15 protein-coding genes are annotated in these 18,017 nt (G+C 70.1%); 9 read left to right on the plus strand and 6 right to left on the minus strand.

The window, feature by feature from the left end; translation table 11 throughout:
- Positions 1-214 precede the first annotated feature (214 nt).
- The 3 genes from ACFU7D_RS01730 to ACFU7D_RS01740 are packed head-to-tail and all read right to left on the minus strand — an operon-like array spanning position 215 to position 5,290.
- Entirely contained in the window at positions 215-2,266 is a 2,052-nt protein-coding gene (locus tag ACFU7D_RS01730) for an FAD-dependent oxidoreductase (RefSeq protein ID WP_378862472.1), read from the minus strand.
- A complete protein-coding gene (locus ACFU7D_RS01735; RefSeq protein ID WP_378862475.1) occupies positions 2,263-3,777 on the minus strand; it encodes an APC family permease in 1,515 nt (504 codons plus the stop codon). The genes ACFU7D_RS01730 and ACFU7D_RS01735 overlap by 4 nt, the downstream gene beginning before the upstream one ends.
- Before the next feature lie 28 nt (positions 3,778-3,805).
- Positions 3,806-5,290, minus strand: a complete 1,485-nt coding sequence (locus ACFU7D_RS01740) for an aldehyde dehydrogenase (RefSeq protein WP_378862478.1) — start codon at positions 5,288-5,290, stop codon at positions 3,806-3,808.
- Positions 5,291-5,389: 99 nt separating this feature from the next.
- Here ACFU7D_RS01740 and ACFU7D_RS01745 point away from each other — a divergent pair, with 99 nt between their 5' ends.
- Positions 5,390-6,043 carry a TetR/AcrR family transcriptional regulator gene (locus tag ACFU7D_RS01745; protein ID WP_378862481.1) on the plus strand — a complete coding sequence of 218 codons (654 nt, stop codon included), beginning with the start codon at positions 5,390-5,392 and terminating at the stop codon, positions 6,041-6,043.
- Between the two features lie 3 nt (positions 6,044-6,046).
- Here ACFU7D_RS01745 and ACFU7D_RS01750 read toward each other — a convergent pair whose 3' ends face one another.
- Both ACFU7D_RS01750 and ACFU7D_RS01755 read right to left on the minus strand, forming a co-directional pair.
- Positions 6,047-6,673: a hypothetical protein gene (locus ACFU7D_RS01750; protein ID WP_378862484.1), complete on the minus strand. Its 627-nt coding sequence runs from the start codon at positions 6,671-6,673 to the stop codon at positions 6,047-6,049.
- Between the two features lie 21 nt (positions 6,674-6,694).
- A complete protein-coding gene (locus ACFU7D_RS01755) occupies positions 6,695-7,921 on the minus strand; it encodes a CynX/NimT family MFS transporter (protein ID WP_378862488.1) in 1,227 nt (408 codons plus the stop codon).
- A 48-nt stretch (positions 7,922-7,969) separates the two neighbouring features.
- On the opposite strand from ACFU7D_RS01755, the gene ACFU7D_RS01760 reads away from it, so the two are divergent.
- The 8 genes from ACFU7D_RS01760 to ACFU7D_RS01795 all read left to right on the plus strand — a co-directional run bounded on the left by ACFU7D_RS01760 (position 7,970) and on the right by ACFU7D_RS01795 (position 15,789).
- On the plus strand, positions 7,970-8,626 hold the full coding sequence (locus tag ACFU7D_RS01760; RefSeq protein ID WP_378862491.1) for a FadR/GntR family transcriptional regulator: 657 nt from the start codon (positions 7,970-7,972) through the stop codon (positions 8,624-8,626).
- Positions 8,627-8,691: 65 nt separating this feature from the next.
- Positions 8,692-9,570: a DUF1295 domain-containing protein gene (locus ACFU7D_RS01765; protein WP_378862494.1), complete on the plus strand. Its 879-nt coding sequence runs from the start codon at positions 8,692-8,694 to the stop codon at positions 9,568-9,570.
- Entirely contained in the window at positions 9,567-10,685 is a 1,119-nt protein-coding gene (locus ACFU7D_RS01770; RefSeq protein ID WP_378862497.1) for an FAD-dependent oxidoreductase, read from the plus strand. Before ACFU7D_RS01765 ends, ACFU7D_RS01770 begins: the two co-directional genes overlap by 4 nt.
- Before the next feature lie 135 nt (positions 10,686-10,820).
- Positions 10,821-11,510 (plus strand): sensor histidine kinase, encoded by a 690-nt coding sequence (locus ACFU7D_RS01775; protein ID WP_378723746.1) that lies wholly within the window; start codon positions 10,821-10,823, stop codon positions 11,508-11,510.
- Between the two features lie 65 nt (positions 11,511-11,575).
- On the plus strand, positions 11,576-12,343 hold the full coding sequence (locus tag ACFU7D_RS01780) for an ANTAR domain-containing protein (protein WP_378862501.1): 768 nt from the start codon (positions 11,576-11,578) through the stop codon (positions 12,341-12,343).
- 62 nt (positions 12,344-12,405) lie between these two features.
- Positions 12,406-13,008, plus strand: coding sequence for a chemotaxis protein CheB (locus tag ACFU7D_RS01785; protein WP_378862504.1), 603 nt, complete (start codon positions 12,406-12,408; stop codon positions 13,006-13,008).
- A complete protein-coding gene (locus ACFU7D_RS01790) occupies positions 13,008-14,912 on the plus strand; it encodes a CheR family methyltransferase (protein ID WP_378862507.1) in 1,905 nt (634 codons plus the stop codon). The genes ACFU7D_RS01785 and ACFU7D_RS01790 overlap by 1 nt, the downstream gene beginning before the upstream one ends.
- Before the next feature lie 28 nt (positions 14,913-14,940).
- Complete coding sequence (locus tag ACFU7D_RS01795; protein WP_378862509.1) at positions 14,941-15,789, plus strand: GAF domain-containing protein; 849 nt, start codon at positions 14,941-14,943, stop codon at positions 15,787-15,789.
- 34 nt (positions 15,790-15,823) lie between these two features.
- Here the strand turns inward: ACFU7D_RS01795 and ACFU7D_RS01800 are convergent, their stop codons facing one another.
- Positions 15,824-17,938 carry a hypothetical protein gene (locus ACFU7D_RS01800; protein WP_378862512.1) on the minus strand — a complete coding sequence of 705 codons (2,115 nt, stop codon included), beginning with the start codon at positions 17,936-17,938 and terminating at the stop codon, positions 15,824-15,826.
- Positions 17,939-18,017 lie beyond the last annotated feature (79 nt).

Below are 18,017 nucleotides of genomic sequence, written 5' to 3' on the forward strand. Positions count from 1 at the left end.
GGACCAGAAACAACGCCGAGTCGGCTCGTGCTGACCAGAAACAACGCCGAGCCGGCTCGTCCTAACGCGCCGACTCGACGACCACCCCGGTCAGGACCAGCCGACTCGACGACGAAACCGGTCAGGACGAGCCGAGTCGGCGGCGTACGCACCGCACCCCGGCCTCACGAGGAGACCGGGGTGCGGATCTGTGCCCAGCTGGCGTGGTTGCGCCTCAGGCCAGCTGGGTGACCTCGCGCCGGAACGGCACCTCGTCGTTGGAGGGCAGGACGGCGTCGAACTCCTCGGCGGCGCGGCGACCGGACCACACGGCGGCGGCGATCGTGGCGGGGGCCCAGGAGTCGCCGATGCCGCGTACGGAGGCGATCTCGCCGGCGTCACGGCGGGCCACCAGGTCGAGGTAGAGCTCCTCCTTCGGCAGACGGGCGGTGACCATGACGACCGCGTCGCAGTCGAGCTCGCGCTCGATGCCCGCGTAGGTGTCGCGTACGGTCACGCCGCCGGCCCCGACAGCCGTCAACGCGTGGTCGGTGACCCGGGTGATGCCGTTCTCGATCAGGCGACGCTGGATGCGGTTGACCTCGAAGGTGTTGTTGGTCCACGACGAGACTTGCGAGCCGGTGGTGACGATCGAGACGTCATAGCCCTTCTGCGCGAGCAGCTCGGCGAGGACACCGCCGAGGTAGTAGTGGTCGTCGTCGTAGACGACCACCTTCTTCCCCGAAGGCAGCCGGCCGGCGAAGAGGTCGTCCGGACCGAGCACCTGCATGCCCTCGGCGATCGGCATCGCGGTGGTGTGGAAGCGCGCAACACCGTCGGTGCGCCAGGTGGCGCCGGTCGCGGTGATGACGTGCTCGAAGCCGAACTCGACGATGTCCTCACCGCTCATCGGGCTCTCGCGGTAGATCTCGACGTTGGGGAGCTCGGCGAGGACGGCCTCGCGGTACTCCTTGACCCGGCCCCACGCGGAGAGACCCGGCAGTTTCGACTCTGCGGTGACCCGGCCACCGAGGTCGCGACCGGCCTCGGCCAGCACGACGTCGTAGCCCCGGACCCCGAGCGCCCGAGCGGCCTCCAGGCCGGAGGGACCGGCACCGACGACGAGGATGCGGGAGTCGCTCTCCTTGGCCCGGATCTTCTCCGGGTGCCAGCCGCGGCGCCACTCCTCCCCCATGCTCGGGTTCTGGGTGCAGCGGATCGGCGACATGGTGAGGTCGCCGGAGACGCAGATGTTGCAGCCGATGCACTCGCGGATCAGGTTGAGCCGGCCGTCGCGGATCTTGTTCGGCAGGAACGGGTCGGCGATCGAGGGGCGTGCGGCGCCGATCAGGTCGAGGATCCCGGCCTTGACCTGGCGCACCATCGCGTCCGGCGAGGTGAACCGGCCGACGCCGACGACGGGCTTGGAGGTCAGCTTCTTCAGCCCGGCGACGAACTCCTCCTGGCGACCCTCGGGCGCGAACCGGGAGGTGACCGAGTCACCCTCCCAGCTGCCCATCGCGAAGTCCCACAGGTCCGGCAGCTCACCGAGCTCGCGCAGCACGCCCTCGATGTCCTCGCGGGTGATGCCGCCGTCGATCTCCTCCTCGACCGTGATCCGGCAGGCCACCGCGGCCCGGCCGTCGACCTCCTCGATGGTGTCCTCGATCAGCTCGCGCAGCAGCCGCATCCGGTTCTCGAGCGAGCCACCGTACGCGTCGGTGCGGTTGTTGTAGCGCCGCGAGAGGAAGTGGTGCGGGGTGCCGTAGCCGTGGGCCCCGTAGACGTAGACGACGTCGTAGCCGGCCTCGAGGGAGCGGCGTACGGCATTGCGGTGCCAGCGCCGCAGGTCCTCGATGTCCTGCAGCGACATCGCCCGGGCCTGGACCGGTGCGATGGTGTCGGGCGCGACCGGGAGGTGCGCGGGCCCGAGCGGGGTCTCGCGGCTGAGCTGGTTCGGCGCGTTCATCCCGTTGTGGGCCAGCTCGATGCCGGCCAGGCCGCCGCCCTCGTGGATCGCGTCGGCGATCCGCTTCAGCGCGGGCAGGTCCTGGTCGTCCCAGATCCGCAGCTCGATGAACGGCGCGATGTCGGAGGTCGCGTGGATCTCGACCTGCTCGGTGCACACGACCGACCAGCCGCCCTCGGCCTTGATCTTGCGCATCGCCGCCTGGGCGCTGGGGTCGCGGTAGCCCATGCCGTTGCAGTGGGGCACCTGGTAGAAGCGGTTCTTCGTGGTGAACGGCCCGATCTGCACGGGCTCGAACAGGATGTCGTACGCGCTCATCGAGTGGTCTCCTCGGTAGGAACGGACGGGACGGGGGCACCGACCTGGGCGCGGACGCGGGCACCGCGGACGTACCCGACGGCGCACAGCAGCAGCAGGCAGCCGAGGGTGCCGAGCGTGAAGACCTCGAAGGTCAGCTGACTCACGCCCCAGATCTCCTTGAACGGGTACGCCTCGCCGAACAGCCGCTCGAGGGTGCCCGGGAACACCGCGACCCACGAGCCGAGCAGGACCCAGGCGAAGGCCAGCCAGCCGAGCACCGCGAAGCCGCGGTCGGAGACGGGGACCCGGAACGGGCGCGGACGGTCGGGGTAGCGGGTGCGCAGCCGGATCGCGGCCGGGATGACCAGGAGGTAGCTGAGCAGGAAGGTCGAGATCGAGATCGTCAGGACGACACCGAAGATCGAGGCGCCGTCGCCGGTGACCTGCATCGCGACGAGCAGGAACACCGTGGCCACGACCCCGGAGAGCATGTTGACCCGCACCGGCGTACCGAGGCCCTCGTGGAAGCGGCCGAAGAAGCCGCCGAAGAAGGAGCCGTCGGCCGCGGTCATCGCCTGCATGCGGTCGGAGATGATCATCCACGCCGCGCCCTGGCTCATCAGGATGTAGACGAAGACGACGGCGGTGAGCGTGAGCAGCGGCTCCGCTGCGGCGCCGTAGACGGAGTAGACCGTGCCGACGGCGTCGAGAAGGCCGCCGATGCCGGTGATGTCGTCGCTGGGGACGACGAGCAGGATCGCGAAGATCGGCACCAGGTAGCAGACCGCGGCGGTCGCGCAGGAGCGGAAGATCGAGACCGGTACGTCGCGGGCCGGGTTCTCCATCTCACCGGCGGCGCTGTTGGAGGACTCGAAGCCGAGGTAGGCGAAGAGCAGGATCGGCACCGAGCCGAACAGGCCGAGCAGGGTCGGGCTGAAGTCGCCTCCGCTGAGGTCGACGACGCCGTTCTTCGCGGCGTAGATGACCGTGGTCAGCACGAAGAACGCGAGCAGGGCGACCTTGAGGATCGCGCCGCTGGTCGGCAGCCACTTGCCCTTGGCGAGGCTGGCGATCGCCGCGACCACGGTGATCCAGATGAACACGATCTTGAACAGGTAGTCGCCGAGCGAGCCGTGCTCGAGCGGGGTGATGTAGGTGCTCACCGTCTCGGCGGCGAGGAAGGCCATCGAGCCACCGACCCACACCGGCTGGGTGATCCAGGTCAGGATCGCGGCCACCGCGGCCGCCGGGCGCCCGAAGGCGTCCCGGACCCAGGTGTAGGCCCCGCCCTCCTCGCTGAACGCGGCACCGGTCTCGGCGAAGATCAGGCCGTACGGCACGAGGAAGAAGACCGCGAGCACGAGCGCCCACGTGAACGCCTCGGCGCCGTAGAGCGAGACCTGCCCGAGGGTCTCGAGGCCGACGACGGCGGCGATGAGCAGGAAGACGATGTCGAAGCGTCGCAGCGACTTGCGGAGATGTGACTGTTGCTCGGCCGCGAGCGCGGTCGGCTGGTTGGTCTGCGTCATGGTTGATGTCCCTGTTGGTGCGGGCAGGTCAGTGGTTGATCCAGACGGTCTTGAGACCGACGTACTTGTCGAGGGCGTGCAGCGAGAGGTCGCGCCCGAAGCCGGAGCCCTTGAACCCGCCGAACGGGGTCCAGGCGCTGAAGGCGTCGACGCCGTTCACGGTCACGGTGCCGGCGTGGATCCGCTCGGCGAGCCGGTGCGCACGGCCGAGGTTGCTGGTCGCGACCGAGGCGGCCAGGCCGTACGCGGTGTCGTTGGCGAGCGCGACGGCCTCGTCCTCGGTGTCGAAGGCGGTGACCGCCAGGACCGGACCGAAGACCTCCTCGCGGGCGAGGGTGGAGGCCGGGTCGACGCCGTCGAAGACGGTGGGCTGGACGTAGCAGTCGCTGCCGTCGCGGGTGACCCGCTCGCCGCCGGTGACCAGACGCGCTCCGGAGTCGCGGGCGCCGTCGACGAACTCCATGATCCGGTCGGTCTGCTCGGGCGAGACGATCGCGCCCATCCCGGCGGCCGGGTCGAGCGGGTCGCCGGGGGCGTACGCCTCGGCCTCCTTCGCGACGAGGTCGACGAACTCCTCGTGGACCTCGCGCTGGACCAGGACGCGGGAGTGCGCCGAGCAGACCGCGCCCTGGTTGAACCAGATGCCGAAGGCGGTCTGCTTGGCGGTGGCGGCGAGGTCCTCGGCATCCGCGAAGACGACGTGGGGGCTCTTGCCGCCGCACTCGAGCCAGACCTGCTTGAGGTTGGACTGGCCGGCGTACTCCAGGAAGTAGGCGCCGACCTCGGTCGAGCCGGTGAAGGCGAGCACGTCGACGTCGGGGTGCAGGCCGAGGGCGCGGCCGGTGGTCTCCCCCAGGCCGGGGACGACGTTGAGGACGCCGTCGGGGATCCCGGCCTCGGCGGCGAGCTCGGCGATCCGCAGCGCCGAGGACGGCGACTGCTCGGCGGGCTTCAGCACGACGCTGTTGCCGGCGGCCATCGCGGGCGCGACCTTCCAGGCGAGCATGTCGACCGGGTAGTTCCACGGCACGACCGCGCCGACGACACCGAGCGGGACCCGGCGGATCAGGGCGGTGGTGCCCGGCGGGGTCGGCGCCACCTCGTCGTTGATCTTGTCGATCGCCTCGGCGTAGTAGCGGAACAGGTTCACCGAGAACGGCAGGTCCAGGTCGTAGGCGTCCACGACCCGCTTGCCCATGTCGAGTGCGTCCAGGACGGCCAGCTCGGCCGCGTGGTCGGCGAGGAGGTCGGCGAAGCGGAGCATCCGCTCGCGACGGAATCCGACCCCCGCCCGCGACCACCCGCCGTCGTCGTACGCAGACCGAGCCACCCGCACGGCGGCGTCGACACCCGCGGCGCCGGCGTCGGCGACCTCGGCGAGCAGGGCGCCGGTGGCGGGGTTGCGGTTCTCGAAGGAGCCCTCCGCGGTGTCGACGGAACGGCCCCCGACGAATGGTTGTGTCCGTGGGCGGACCTCGGCGGCTAGGTCGAGCCAGTCCTGGTGGGTTCGCACGTGCAAGTCCTTTCTTTGCGCTTCACCGCAAATATGAGCCTCGCCACACCGGGTGTCAATCTTCTGCCCACAGATTTCACATAGGCGTTACGGTTGAGCATGGCTCGACGCAAGGACCAGGCCGCCCGACGCGAACACCTGACCGCGGCAACGCTGACCGTGATCGGCACTCACGGCCTGGCCGGCGCCACGATGAAGAACATCGCCGCCGAGGCCGGCATCTCACCGCGCCTGATCGCCTACTACTACCCCGAGCTCGACGGCCTCATCGAGGCCGCCCACCAGGCCGCGACCGACCGCTACTACTGGTCGAGGCAGCGGGCGATCGAGGGTGACCTCTCCCCCGCCGAGAAGCTCGGCCGGTTGATGTACTCGGGTCTTCCCCGAGGTGAGGACCTCCTGCTGAGCCAGGTCCTCGACGAGATCTCGGTCAACGCGAGCCGCAGCCCGATGCACGCCACCCTGATGACGCTGCTCTTCGACCGCGAGGTCTCGCTCTACGTCGCCGTGCTCGAGGTCGGACACGCGACCGGCGTCTTCACGCTCACCGACTCGGCCGAGGCGATCGCCCGCAACTTCGTCGCCCTCGAGGACGCCTTCGGCCTCCACCTGCTCGCCCACAACTCGTCGCTGACCCTGGAGCGGGCCGAGCAGCAGCTGACCAGCTACGCCCACTCCGCGCTCGGGGTCCGGGTCGCCCCGATCGACCCTGAATTGCCCAAGAAGGCAAAGAATCCGCCGGCCGCGAGATAGCTGTCAGGCAGCCGCGACCTGGGCCGGTCGAGCCGTCCGCGACAGGGCCTCGACGCCCCAGCAGGCCAGGCAGCCGATGAGCGGAATGGCCACGGTGGACACCATCATGAAGAGGTCGGAGACCACCGGCTGACCACCCAGCGTCTCCCAGGCCCGGTCCGCCCACCTGATCCACACCAACATCAGCACCCCGGGCACGACCAGCCCGACCAGCCACAGGTAGCCCCGGCGCCGCGCGATCCCCCACGCGGCCGTCAGGCACAGCACCGTGACCACCATCTGCAGCCGGATCATCCACAGCCACCACTCACCAGACGGCAGGTCGAACGGCCCGCGCGCCATCAGGAAGCTCATCACGAGCCAGAAGGAATCGAAGAGCCAGGGCACGAGCAGAAGGAGCGGGGCCGTGATCCGGCGAACGAACGTTCGTCCGCGCCAGACCAGCACCGCCGCGTACGTCAGGTAGACCAGCGTGAACAGCACACCCTGGACCGCGTACGTCTCCGGATAGCCGAGCTCCCACCGAAGCCGGTTCAGGAGCAGCAGCCGCGCGGCCTCCACCACCACGACGACCACCGCCGCCACCACCGAGAGTCCGACCCGATCCGTCCGCTCCGCAGTCACTGTCATGCCCAGCAGTATTGCCGCCCGTCAGCGGTCGTGCCGGGAGGACGGCACCGTGTCATCCGGGTCTCCGATGTCGACGGGGCGGCCCGCGACGTACCCGGCGCAGACCTGGACGACCGCGAGGCCGAGCAGGAGCGCGATCGGGACGGACCAGGAGCCGGTGGACTCGCGCAGCAGGCCGACGAGGAAGGGGCCGCCGGCGGCGAGCAGGTAGCCGATGCTCTGGGCCATCGAGGACAGCGCGGTGGTGCCGGCGGTGGTCGCGGTGCGGATGCTGAACAGGGTCAGCACCACCGGGAAGACCGCGCCGCCGATGCCGATCAGCACCGCCCAGAGCCAGGCGCCGGCGACGGGAGCGAGCCAGAGGCCGGCGAACCCGATCGCCAGCAGCGCGGTCAGGACCGCGACCAGGTGGCCCTGCTGGGGCGACCGGATCGCGAGCGTCGGCGCCAGGAAGAACACGGGTACGCCGACCAGGATGCTCACCGCGAGCAGCAGCCCTGCCGTCGCGTGGCTGAAGCCGGCGTCGGCGTAGATGCTGGGCAGCCAGCTCATCACGACGTACGCGAACAGCGACTGGGTGCCGAAGACGACGGTCACGGCCCACGCGACCGGCTCCCGCCACAGCGACACCCGCGGCCCGCCACCGCGGCGCAGGTCACGCTCCCTCAGGTGCGGCACCCAGGCCAGCAGGGCCAGGACGGCGAGCAGCGCCCAGACGCCGAGACCGACCCGCCAGCTCCCAGCGGCGTGGGCGATCGGCACCGTGACCCCGGCCGCGATCGCCGCACCCAGGGACATCACTGCACTGTAGGCGCCGGTGACCGCGCCGACCCGGTTCGGGAAGCCCTCCTTGACCACCGCAGGAAGCAGCACGTTGGCCAGCGCGATGCCGGCACAGGCGACGAACGTGCCGACGAGGAGCAGCCACGGGTCACCGACCACCCGGACCAGCAGGCCGGCCACGAGCAGGCCGAGCGCGACGCCGATGCCACGGTGCACGCCGAGCCGGCGCGCGAGCGTCATCCCGGTCGCGCCGACGACCGCGAAGCACAGCACCGGCAGCGACGTCAGGAAGGATCTGGTTCCGGCCGAGAGCCCGTCGAGGCTGTCGAGCAGGGCGCCGAGGGACGTGATGCCCCCGCGCAGGTTCGCGGCCACCAGCAGGACCGCGATCAGCAGCCATGCCGTCGACCGAACGGCGGTGTTCGACGGCGGTGACTCGGGGCGGGACTGGAGACGCGACTTCACGCCCACTAGGATGCCAGACATCGGATGATTGGATGAAAGGACGGCATCGTGCCGCTCTCGACCACCACGCCTCGCTCCCTGGTCGACCAGGCGATCGACGGCATGCGCGCGCTCCTCACCGACGGCGAGTGGGCCGTCGGCACCCGCATCCCGCCCGAGCCGGAGCTCGCCGCCGCGCTCGGCGTCAGCCGCAACACGGTCCGCGAGGCCGTGCGAGCCCTGGCCCACACCGGGGTGCTGGAGGTGCGGCGCGGGGACGGGACGTACGTCGCCGCCTCCAACGAGGTCGCCGCGATGATGAGGCGCCAGGTCGGCCGGGTCGACCTGACACACGTCCTCGAGGTCCGCCATGCGATCGAGACCCGCGCCGCGGCACTTGCTGCCGAGCGCCGCTCCGAGGACGACCTGCGATCCCTGACCGCCATCATGGAACGCCGCGCAGCCTCCGTCGCGGCCGGGGACGCCGACGGTTTCGCGGAGGCAGACGCGGAGTTCCACCTCGGCGTGGTCACCGCGACCCACAACCCGCTCCTCATCGAGCTCTACGCCGGCTTCGAGGACACCCTGCGCGCGACCATCCACCTCGACGACGAGACCACCGAGATCGCCGACGAGCACGTCGCCGTCTTCGACGCGATCCGCGCCCAGGATGCCGACGCCGCCGCGGCCGCGGTCACCGGTCTGCTCCACACGCTCGCCCGCTGACGCCTGACCACTCGACACAGCTAGAACATGTTCCAATTCTTCGAAAGGTCCACTACCTTCGAGCGGTGAGCAAGTCAGAGTCTCTCGTCCGCGTCGCCGCGGCGTACGTCATCGCCCTCGCTGTGGCTACGGCTTGGCTGATCTGGGGACCCGACACGCCTCACCTGTGGCTCGACACCCTGATCGCAGACGTCCTCGCGACGCTCGTCATCTTCGGTGCAAGCCGGTTGCACAAGAACTCCAGCTTCTACGACGCGTACTGGAGCGTCGTTCCTCCACTTCTCCTTCTCTACTGGTGGGCCTCGGCCGGCGAGGACGCCCCCGACGTCCGCGTCATCCTCGTAGCTCTGGTGGTCCTCTGTTGGTCGATCCGGCTGACCGGCAACTGGGCGTACGCGTTCCCCGGGCTCCATCACGAGGACTGGCGCTACCCGCTGTTTCGCGAACGGGCCGGCAGATTCGCGGTGATCGTGGACCTCGTCGCGATCCACCTCATCCCGACCCTCCAGGTCTTCTTGGGATCCTTGCCGATCTACGTCGCGGTCACCCACACGGGTCAGGACGTCGGCTGGCTCGACATCGCCGCCTGCGCGCTGGGCCTGGGTGCCGTGGCTCTGGAGTTCGGCGCAGACCTTCAGATGCACCGGTTCACCCGCGACAGCCAACCGGGCCAGGTGATGGACCGCGGACTCTGGGGCTGGTCGCGGCACCCGAACTACTTCGGAGAGATCAGCTTCTGGTTCTCCCTCGCTCTGTTCGGCCTGGCCGCCTCGCCTGACAGCTGGTGGTGGCTGTTCGCCGGCACCGTCGCGATGACGGCGATGTTCCTGGGTGCGAGCATCCCGATGATGGAGAAGCGCAGTCTCGCGCGGCGGCCGGCCTACCAAGACGTCATCGACCGGGTGCCCCGCCTCGTGCCGAGACCACCCAAGGCGGCGGGGTGAGGCGCAAGCGGGTCGTCATCGCGGGGCTCGGCGACACGGGTGTCCTGACAGCTGTACGCCTCTCGAAGCACGCCGACGTCGTCGGGATCTCCACCAAGCCAGGGCTGGTCAGCGGCCAAGAGCTCGGCGCCCGAGTCAGCAGGCCGGCCGAGTGGGAGCGCGACTACCGGATCTCGTTCGACCGGTTCCGCGGACTCGATCGGGCCGATGCCATTCACGGCACTCTCGTCGGTCTCGACCTTGCGCACCGGGCCGTCCATGTCGAGCGGCCGGACGGCACGACTCGCCCTGAGCCGTACGACCTGCTGGTCATCTCCACGGGGGTCAGCAACGGATTTTGGAGAAGGCCGGGCTTCCAGACGGACGACCAGATCGATGCCGACCTTCAGCATGTCCACCAGCAGCTGCGGAGAGCGGCCTCGGTGATCGTCATCGGCGGTGGCGCAGCGGCGGTCAGCAGTGCGGCCAACATCAGCGGCACGTGGCCCGACAAGCAGGTCGACCTCTACTACCCGGGCGAGCGCGCCCTCCCCCAGCACCATCGAAGGACGTGGCAGAGCCTGGAGAGACGTCTTGTCGAGAGAGGAGTCGGGCTGCACCCGAGCCATCGCGCCGAGCTTCCGCGCGGCTTCGTCGGGGACGAGATCACCAGCGACGCGGTCACGTGGAGCACCGGCCAACCACCGGCGAAGGCCGACGCCGTCCTCTGGGCCATCGGACGCGTGCACCCCAACACCGGCTGGCTTCCCGCGGAGATCCTCGACGACCGCGGGTTCGTCGTCGTGGATCCGAATCTCCAGGTCAAGGGGCAGAACGGCGTCTTCGCGGTGGGCGATGTAGCGGCCACCGACGAGCTGAGATCCTCCGCAAGGAACCGCGCCGACCGGCTCCTCGCTCGCAACATCAAGGCAGTTCTCCGGGGGAGGCCGCTCGACAGCTACCAACCACCGCGTCGCCGCTGGGGCTCGGTGATCGGCGTTCAGCGAGACGGGCTCCAGGTCTTCGCGCCCGACGGACGACCCTTCCGCTTCCCCGCGTGGACGATCACCGCCGTCCTGCAGCCTTGGATCGTGAGGTGGGGCATCTACAAGGGAGTACGCCGCGGCCGTGGCTGACTAGTCGCCGCGTCTGTGTCCATCGCGTCGCCCGGCTGATAACCTGCTGTTGACCTCGTGATTCCGCCGTGACCACGAGTAAAGCCCCTGACCCCGGCAGTCGATCCGTCATGTCTCGGCTCTTAGGGGACAGTGATGTCAGCAACAACCGCGGCCAGCGATTCCGGCCGAGACCTTCTGCAGGAGCGCGAGCGCATCGCCGAAGAGCTTCGGGATGTCGCGATGGCGCATCTACTCACTCTCGGCTTCAAGCTCGTCTCGATCAGCAGCTCGGTCCAAGGCCCCTCGGGGGACCGGCTGAGAGACGCCGTCGGCGACATCGACGACATCATCCGGGGCCTTCGCAGACTGGCGTTCGGACTCGACCGGCGCGACGACCAGGACGCCACCCACGACGCGAACGGACTCATCCTGCAGACACTGCTCGACGCGAGCGCCGAACTGTCGGCCCCCGGCGCGAGCATCTCGGTGCACGGCGACCTCGACCGGCTTCCACCGACGGTCGCCCAGGGCCTGGGTGAGCTGCTCGGGGGTGTGGTCGTCTCAGCGGCCGCGGGTTCGGGCCGCGGCCGGCCCGACATCACGATCGCGATCGGCGACCACGCCATCGACGTCATGATCTCCGATCGCGGCGCCTGGCAGCGCCGTGACGGTGCCGGTCTCGATCTCGTCGGGATGCTCGACCGCGCCCAGCACCTGGGTGGACGCTGCACCTTCACGCTCGACCCGGACGGCGCGTCCGTCGCGCACTGGGATATCCCGTTCACCCCGGTGGACACCACCTCGATGCCTGCTCAGCGTGACGAGCCCCACCCCGCCCGGTGACCACAGATCGGGTGGCGCGACGCGTCCCGACGGGGCATGATCGGGGTGAAGGGAGGGACGCGAGCGTGAGCAACCCGGAGATGCCCTGGCCGGACCTGAGCGATCTTGTCACCGTGCTCGCCGCAGGCGAGTCACCGTCCAGCGACCTGGACGTGATCACGGCAGCGACGTGCCGTCTCCTCTCCGTCGACGCGGCGGTGCTCAGCAACGCCCACGACGCCGTGCTCGCACAGGCCACACCCCGGCTCAGCTCGCTGGGAGACGTCCCTGTCCCACCGCTGCTCGGAGACCGGCTCATGGCGATGGCCGACACCCGCACGGCCACCGTCGCCGTGGTGCGGGACCTGCGCCACGTTTCCGTCGCCGACGCCGCGGTGACGGCCGAGCTCGAGGTCGCGGACCGTCTCGGCATCCGCGCGATGGCGCACGTCCTCCTCCCCCTCGTCCAGGAGGACGGCGAGGGCAGCCTCACCCTCTACTCCCGAAAGCCGCGCCGCTGGTCCGGCGAGGACCTCGGTCTCGCCGGCTTCATCGGCACGCTGACCTCGGCGTTCCTGACCTCGGCGACTCGGTTGGACAACGAGAGGAACACCGTCGGCCAGCTTCAGCACGCACTCGACTCCAGGGTCATGATCGAGCAGGCCAAGGGGGTCCTGGTCGCCAGCGAGTCGATCGGCGCCGACGAGGCCTTCGGCAGGCTCCGCGACCAAGCGCGCCGCCGGGGCGTCACGGTGAGAAGCATCGCCGAAGCGGTCGTGAACAACGGATACCGGCCGGGTCCGCAGCGGTCGTCGGTGCCACCTCGGCCACGCTCCCCACGTGCGTCTGGATAGATCGTCCCGGACACCATGCCGAAGGCCCGCTCGCACACGGTGACAGCGCTATGCTCGATGACGTGTCTGCGGCAGCCCCGGCGCGATCCACGGCGTTCGATGTCATCGCCATCGGGTCGTCTGCGGGCGGGGTCACCGCCTTGGGTCTCCTGCTCTCGGGCTTCGCCGGGGACCTACCCGTCCCGCTCCTCGTCGTCCAGCACCTCGACCCGCGCCACGAGACCGTCATCGCCGAGGTTCTGCAACGCCGGACCCGACTGCGGGTCAAGCTCGCCGAGGACGGCGAGCGCGCAGCACCGGGGATCGTGTACGTCGCGCCGCCCGACCGCCACCTCCTGGTCCGCGAAGGCGGCGTGCTGACCCTGACCGAGAGCGAGCTGGTCCACTTCGTGCGTCCCTCGGCCGACCTCTTGTTCGAGTCGGTCGCCGCGACGTTCGGCGACCGCGCGATCGCGTGCGTGCTGACGGGCACCGGGGTCGACGGCTCGATGGGGGTGACCGCGGTCAGTGACCGTAGCGGTACGGTGATCGTCGAGGACCCGGGGACCGCTGAGTTCCCCGGGATGCCCGAGGCCGCAACGGCCACCGGAGCGGCGGACTTCGTCCTCCCCCTCGACGAGATCGCCAGCGTCCTCGACGGGCTGGTCAGACAGCGGAGAGCATGATGACAGACGACCAGGCACCCCAGGATCAGGCACCCCAGGACCAGGGCGTACGCGCCGAGTCACCGATCGATGAGCAGCTCGAGGAGCTGCTGGTGTTCATCCGTGACGCGCGCGGGTTCGACTTCACCGGCTACAAGAGGTCATCGCTTGCCCGCCGGATCAAGAAGCGGATGACCGACATCGACGTCGAGAGCTGGACCGACTACCGCGACCGGCTCGAGATCGACGCCGACGAGTTCAGCTACCTCTTCAACACCATTCTCATCAACGTCACCAGCTTCTTCCGCGATGCCGAGGCCTGGGCGTACCTCCAGGAGGAGATCATCCCGAAGATCCTCGCCGCCGCCGAGGGCGAGGAGGAGATCCGGGTCTGGAGCGCCGGCTGCTCCAGCGGCGAGGAACCCTACTCGCTCGCGATCGCCTTCGCCGAGGCCATGGGCCTTCAGGAGTGTCTGGACCGGGTGAAGATCTATGCCACCGACGTCGACGAGGAGGAGCTGCAGCAGGCGCGGGCGGGTGTCTACGGCGCGCGAGCGCTGAAGAACCTGCCCGAAGGACTGCGAGAGCGCTACTTCGAGCACAACGGCACCACCTACAGCTTCCGTCCGGACCTTCGTCGCCGGGTGATCTTCGGGCGACACGACATCACCCGGGATGCGCCCATCTCCCGGCTCAGCCTGCTGGTGTGCCGCAACACGCTGATGTACTTCAACGTCGAGGCCCAGCGCGAGATCATCGACCGGTTCAACTTCGCTCTGGGCGAGGGCGGCTTCCTCTTCCTCGGCAAGGCCGAGATGCTCACCTCGAGCGACCGGTTCAGCGCCGTGAACATGCGTCAGCGGATCTTTCGGCGCACCAGCAAGCACGGCCTGGGACGAGCACCGGGCGTACGGCCTCGAGCCGAGTCCGCTCACCCAGAGATCACCACCGGTGGCACCGGCCGAAAGCGACAGCTGCGGGACAGCCTGCTCGACGTCGCACCGTACGCCGTCCTCGGCATCGACTACGACGGCGTGCTGGTCTCCGCGAGCAGCACCGCGCGGACCCAGTTCGGGATCGGCGTGCACGACATCGGCCGGCCGTTCCGCGATCTCGAGATCTCCTACCGACCGGTGGAGGTGCGCTCGGTCATCGAGAAGGCGACCAACGAGCGTCGGGTCATCCGGCTCGCCGGAGTGGAGCGCCGCACCGGAGACACCACCGAGTCCCAGTACTACGACGTCGTCGTGCAGCCGCTGGCCACCGCGGGCGGCGAGATGCTCGGCGCCTCGATCTCGTTCATCGACTGTTCCGCCCAGGTGCTGCTCGAGCACGAGGTCAAGCGCGTGCGCGAGGACCTCGAGACGGCCTACGAGGAGCTGCAGTCCACCAACGAGGAGCTCGAGACCACCAATGAGGAGCTCCAGTCCGGGATGGAGGAGCTGGAGACCACCAACGAGGAGCTCCAGTCCACCAATGAAGAGCTCGAGACCACGAACGAAGAGCTCCAGTCGGGCAACGAGGAGCTCGAGACCATGAACGAGGAGCTCCGCATCCGCTCGAGCGAGCTCGACGAGACGCGCACCTTCTTGCAGAGCGTGCTCTCCAGCGTCGGGCTCGCGGTGGTCGTGCTCGACGACCGGTTCACCGTGCGCAGCTGGAACACCGCCGCCGAGGACATGTGGGGGCTGCGCGCCGACGAGGTGCGGGACGAGGCGTTCTTCCGGCTGGACTTCGGGCTGCCTGTCGCCGAGATCCACGGCGTCGTCGAGCAGGCCCGCGCGGACGACGTCCGCACCGGCCCGATCGAGGTGGCGGCGATCGACCGCAAGGGCCGCGCACTGGCCTGCCAGATCACCTGCTCACCGCTCGTGGGCGAGACCGGCGGCGTCGTCATCATCATGGAGCCGATCGACCGGCCCTGATCCACCGCCACAGGCGTAGGCTGGCCAGGTGGCCCGCTCCGGTCGATGGGATCTCAACCTGCTGCTGACGCGTGCGGCTGCCGAGGACGTCCGCGCCGACTCGGCGGCTGCACGCGCCGCCGAGGCCGAGCTGCGCGCGATGAGGTGCGCACCGGAGATGCGCAAGATCCACGCCGCGGCCGCCGGCGTCCACCGTCGCAACGAGGAGCTCCACCGCGCCACCGCCCGGCTCCACCGGTCGCTTGCCCGCCAGGTCACGACCCAGGCCGTCGGCGCCTCTGTCGTCACGGCCATCGCGGAGGCGACGGAGGCACCCGATGTCTCGCTGCTGCTCCTCACCAGCGACGGGGCGGCGGCCGGGTCTCAGGCCACCGACGGTCTCGGCGAGACGGCGCAGGATCTGGAGCTCGTGCACGGGGAGGGACCGTCGCGCTCGGCCTGGAGCTCGCAGCAGCCGATCCTGAACGAGGGCGACGAGATCGCACACCACTGGCCCCACCTCGGACCGCCGCTGCGCGGTCTCGGGATCAGCAGGGTCCTCGCCGTCCCCGTCCGCGTACCTCACGGGGTGCTCGGCGCGCTCACGCTCTACAACCCTCCGGCCCGGATGCTCGGCCGCAACGCGCTGCAAGGCGCCGCCGACGCCTTCGCCCTCCTCCTGGCCCGCACGGTCGATGTCGGCCAGACCCCGGACGCCATCGACCTGGCCGACATCGACGGGGTGAGCATGCTCCACCGAGCGGCCGGCGTCGTCGCCGTCGACTCCGACTGCACCATCGACGACGCCCTGGCACTGATCCGCGCGCGTTCCTTCGTCGAGGACTGCGCCACCGGCGCCATCGCCGAGCGCGTCCTGAGCGGCGAACTGCGGCTCTGACCCGATAGCCCAGGAACGAGTGCTTGGGGCGGCGCTAGCGGTCCGGGAGATCGAGGCGGATGAACTTCGGGCGGTACAGGAGCGGGTTGCGCAGCACGGCCCCGAGGTCGGTGCTGTTGCGACTGTAGGAGACGATCACCGAGCCGGGTTGCTCGAGGATGTCGGGGTGGGCCAGCGGCATGTAGCGCAGCTCCCCCGCTGCCACTCCCGACGGAAGTGTGCCGACCGGTGGCTGCGCCCGGAACGGACCGGTCGGTGACGACGAGGTCCAGAAGACCAGGTCGTCGCCCAGGAACTCGCCGCTCTTGCTGAAGGCGTACCAGCGCCCGTCGCGCTCGAAGACGCTCAGCGTCTGGGAGACGCCGTCGGTCGCGGGGATCAGCTCGCTCGAGGATCCCGCCCGTCTGCTCCACCTCGTGCCGTCCCAGTAGGTCCAGCGGTCGGGGTCCGCGACCTGGTCCGGGGCCACCCGGGCGACATGGAGGGCGAAGCCGGTGCCGAGCGGCGGGTCGGGCTCGCGGGCGGTGCCGTAGAGGTAGAGCCACTCCCCCGAGACCGCCGCCGCGGCGCCCCACATCGGGCGGCGGGTGTCGGCGTCGTCGGCGCCGATATCGGTCACCGCGATCAGCTGCGGGACTCCCCCGTCCGGGACCACGAACTGGGCGATCGCGGGTCCGAGGGCCTCGAAGCCGAAGGCGTCCTCGGAGTCGGTCGTCCGGACCCGCTGCGCCGCCACGACGACGAGCGCGTAGCCCGGCTTGTCCAGTGAGGTCACCGACATCGGCCAGTAGCCCACGCCGTCGTCGCGGTCGGGGATGATGGCGCCGCCGGACTCCGGGAGGACGACGCGCAGGCAGTCGGGCTCCACGAGCAGCATCGAGTTGCGTACGAAGCCGGCACCGGGGAGGTCCTTGTCCCGCAGGGTGTCGCCGAACATCCAGATGCTCCGGCCGTCGCCGAGGGCGGCGCTCACCCCCACGTCGCCGCCCTGGAGGGCGGGCTCCGCGCGCAGCCTGGTGATCCGGTTGAGGTCGTCGACGTCCTCGACCGGGCCCGAGGGGACGCACTGGGTCGTCGAGGCGAGGCTCGGCAGCGGGCGCGGCACGGTCTGGCCGTGCAGCGCGGAGGTCACCGCGGTCACCAGCACCGTCAGACAGGTGGCCGAGACCAGGACCGCCCCGAGGCTTCCCCGCCACCTGCCCACCGACAGGTGAGCGCCCTCGGGCACGACGACCCCTCGCACCAGCCACCTGGTCGCCACCAGGACGACCAGGCCGAGCAGCGCTGACCCCACGATGGTCACCAACGGTTGGGCGATGCCGGGGTGAGCGTCTCCTACCGCCGCCCACGACAGGGACTCCGCGGCGCCCGCGATCGTCCAGCCGGAGCCGGTCGACCACGGGTCCGTGAGCAGCAGCCGGTCTCCGGCAAGGAGGAGGGGGACGGGCCCGGCGACGATCACCATGGCCGCGAGCAGCAGGCCCGGTAGCCCACCGATGACCTCGCAGGCGAAGGTCAGCGCCCCTGCGGCGATCACCGTGGCCGCGAGGACCGACCCGAGGAGCATCCGCTCCCCCGCCGGCAACGGCGCGGCGAGCAGCCAGCCTGAGAGGCCCGCTCCCACCGCCAGCGCGGCGAGGGCGGTCAGTCGCGCCAGCAGTCGAGGAAGCGTACGTGCCAGCGGCCCCCACACGAGCGAGACGACGCACACCAGCAGGAAGCCGGCCAGGGCGGTCGCGAAGGTGAGCGGCGAGAACGACCGCGCCTCGTGCCGGTCGGTGGAGGAGACGAACGCGACGGTCCTCCCACGCGTCTTCTCGATCCGCGAAACCTCGGCCCGGACCGCACGAGCGAGCGCCGGCCGATGAGCGGCGGCCAGCCGCAGCTGATCCTGCGTGCCCGACAGGTCGAGCTCGAGCACCGCGACGACATCACCGCCGGCCAGCAGCTCCGCCGCCTCGGCCGGGTCGTCGACGGCACCGGCCGAGAACGGCCGCCCCGGCACTGCGTTGACCTGCTTCACGAGCGGCGACGTGACGACGTCGGGACCGACCAGCACCACCGGAGCCTCGTGCAGCTCGCCGGAGTCGGCGCGGAGCCCGGTGACGATCCACCCGAGGGCGATCAGCACGAGGACAGCGCAGAGCACGACCTCACGACTCCCCGGCCGCACCGCTCACCGTCCTCCCCTGTCACCGCACGACGCGGTGCCTGAGGGTCATGTAAGC

Source organism: Nocardioides sp. NPDC057577 (assembly GCF_042801335.1).
In the GTDB taxonomy this organism is placed as follows: domain Bacteria; phylum Actinomycetota; class Actinomycetes; order Propionibacteriales; family Nocardioidaceae; genus Nocardioides.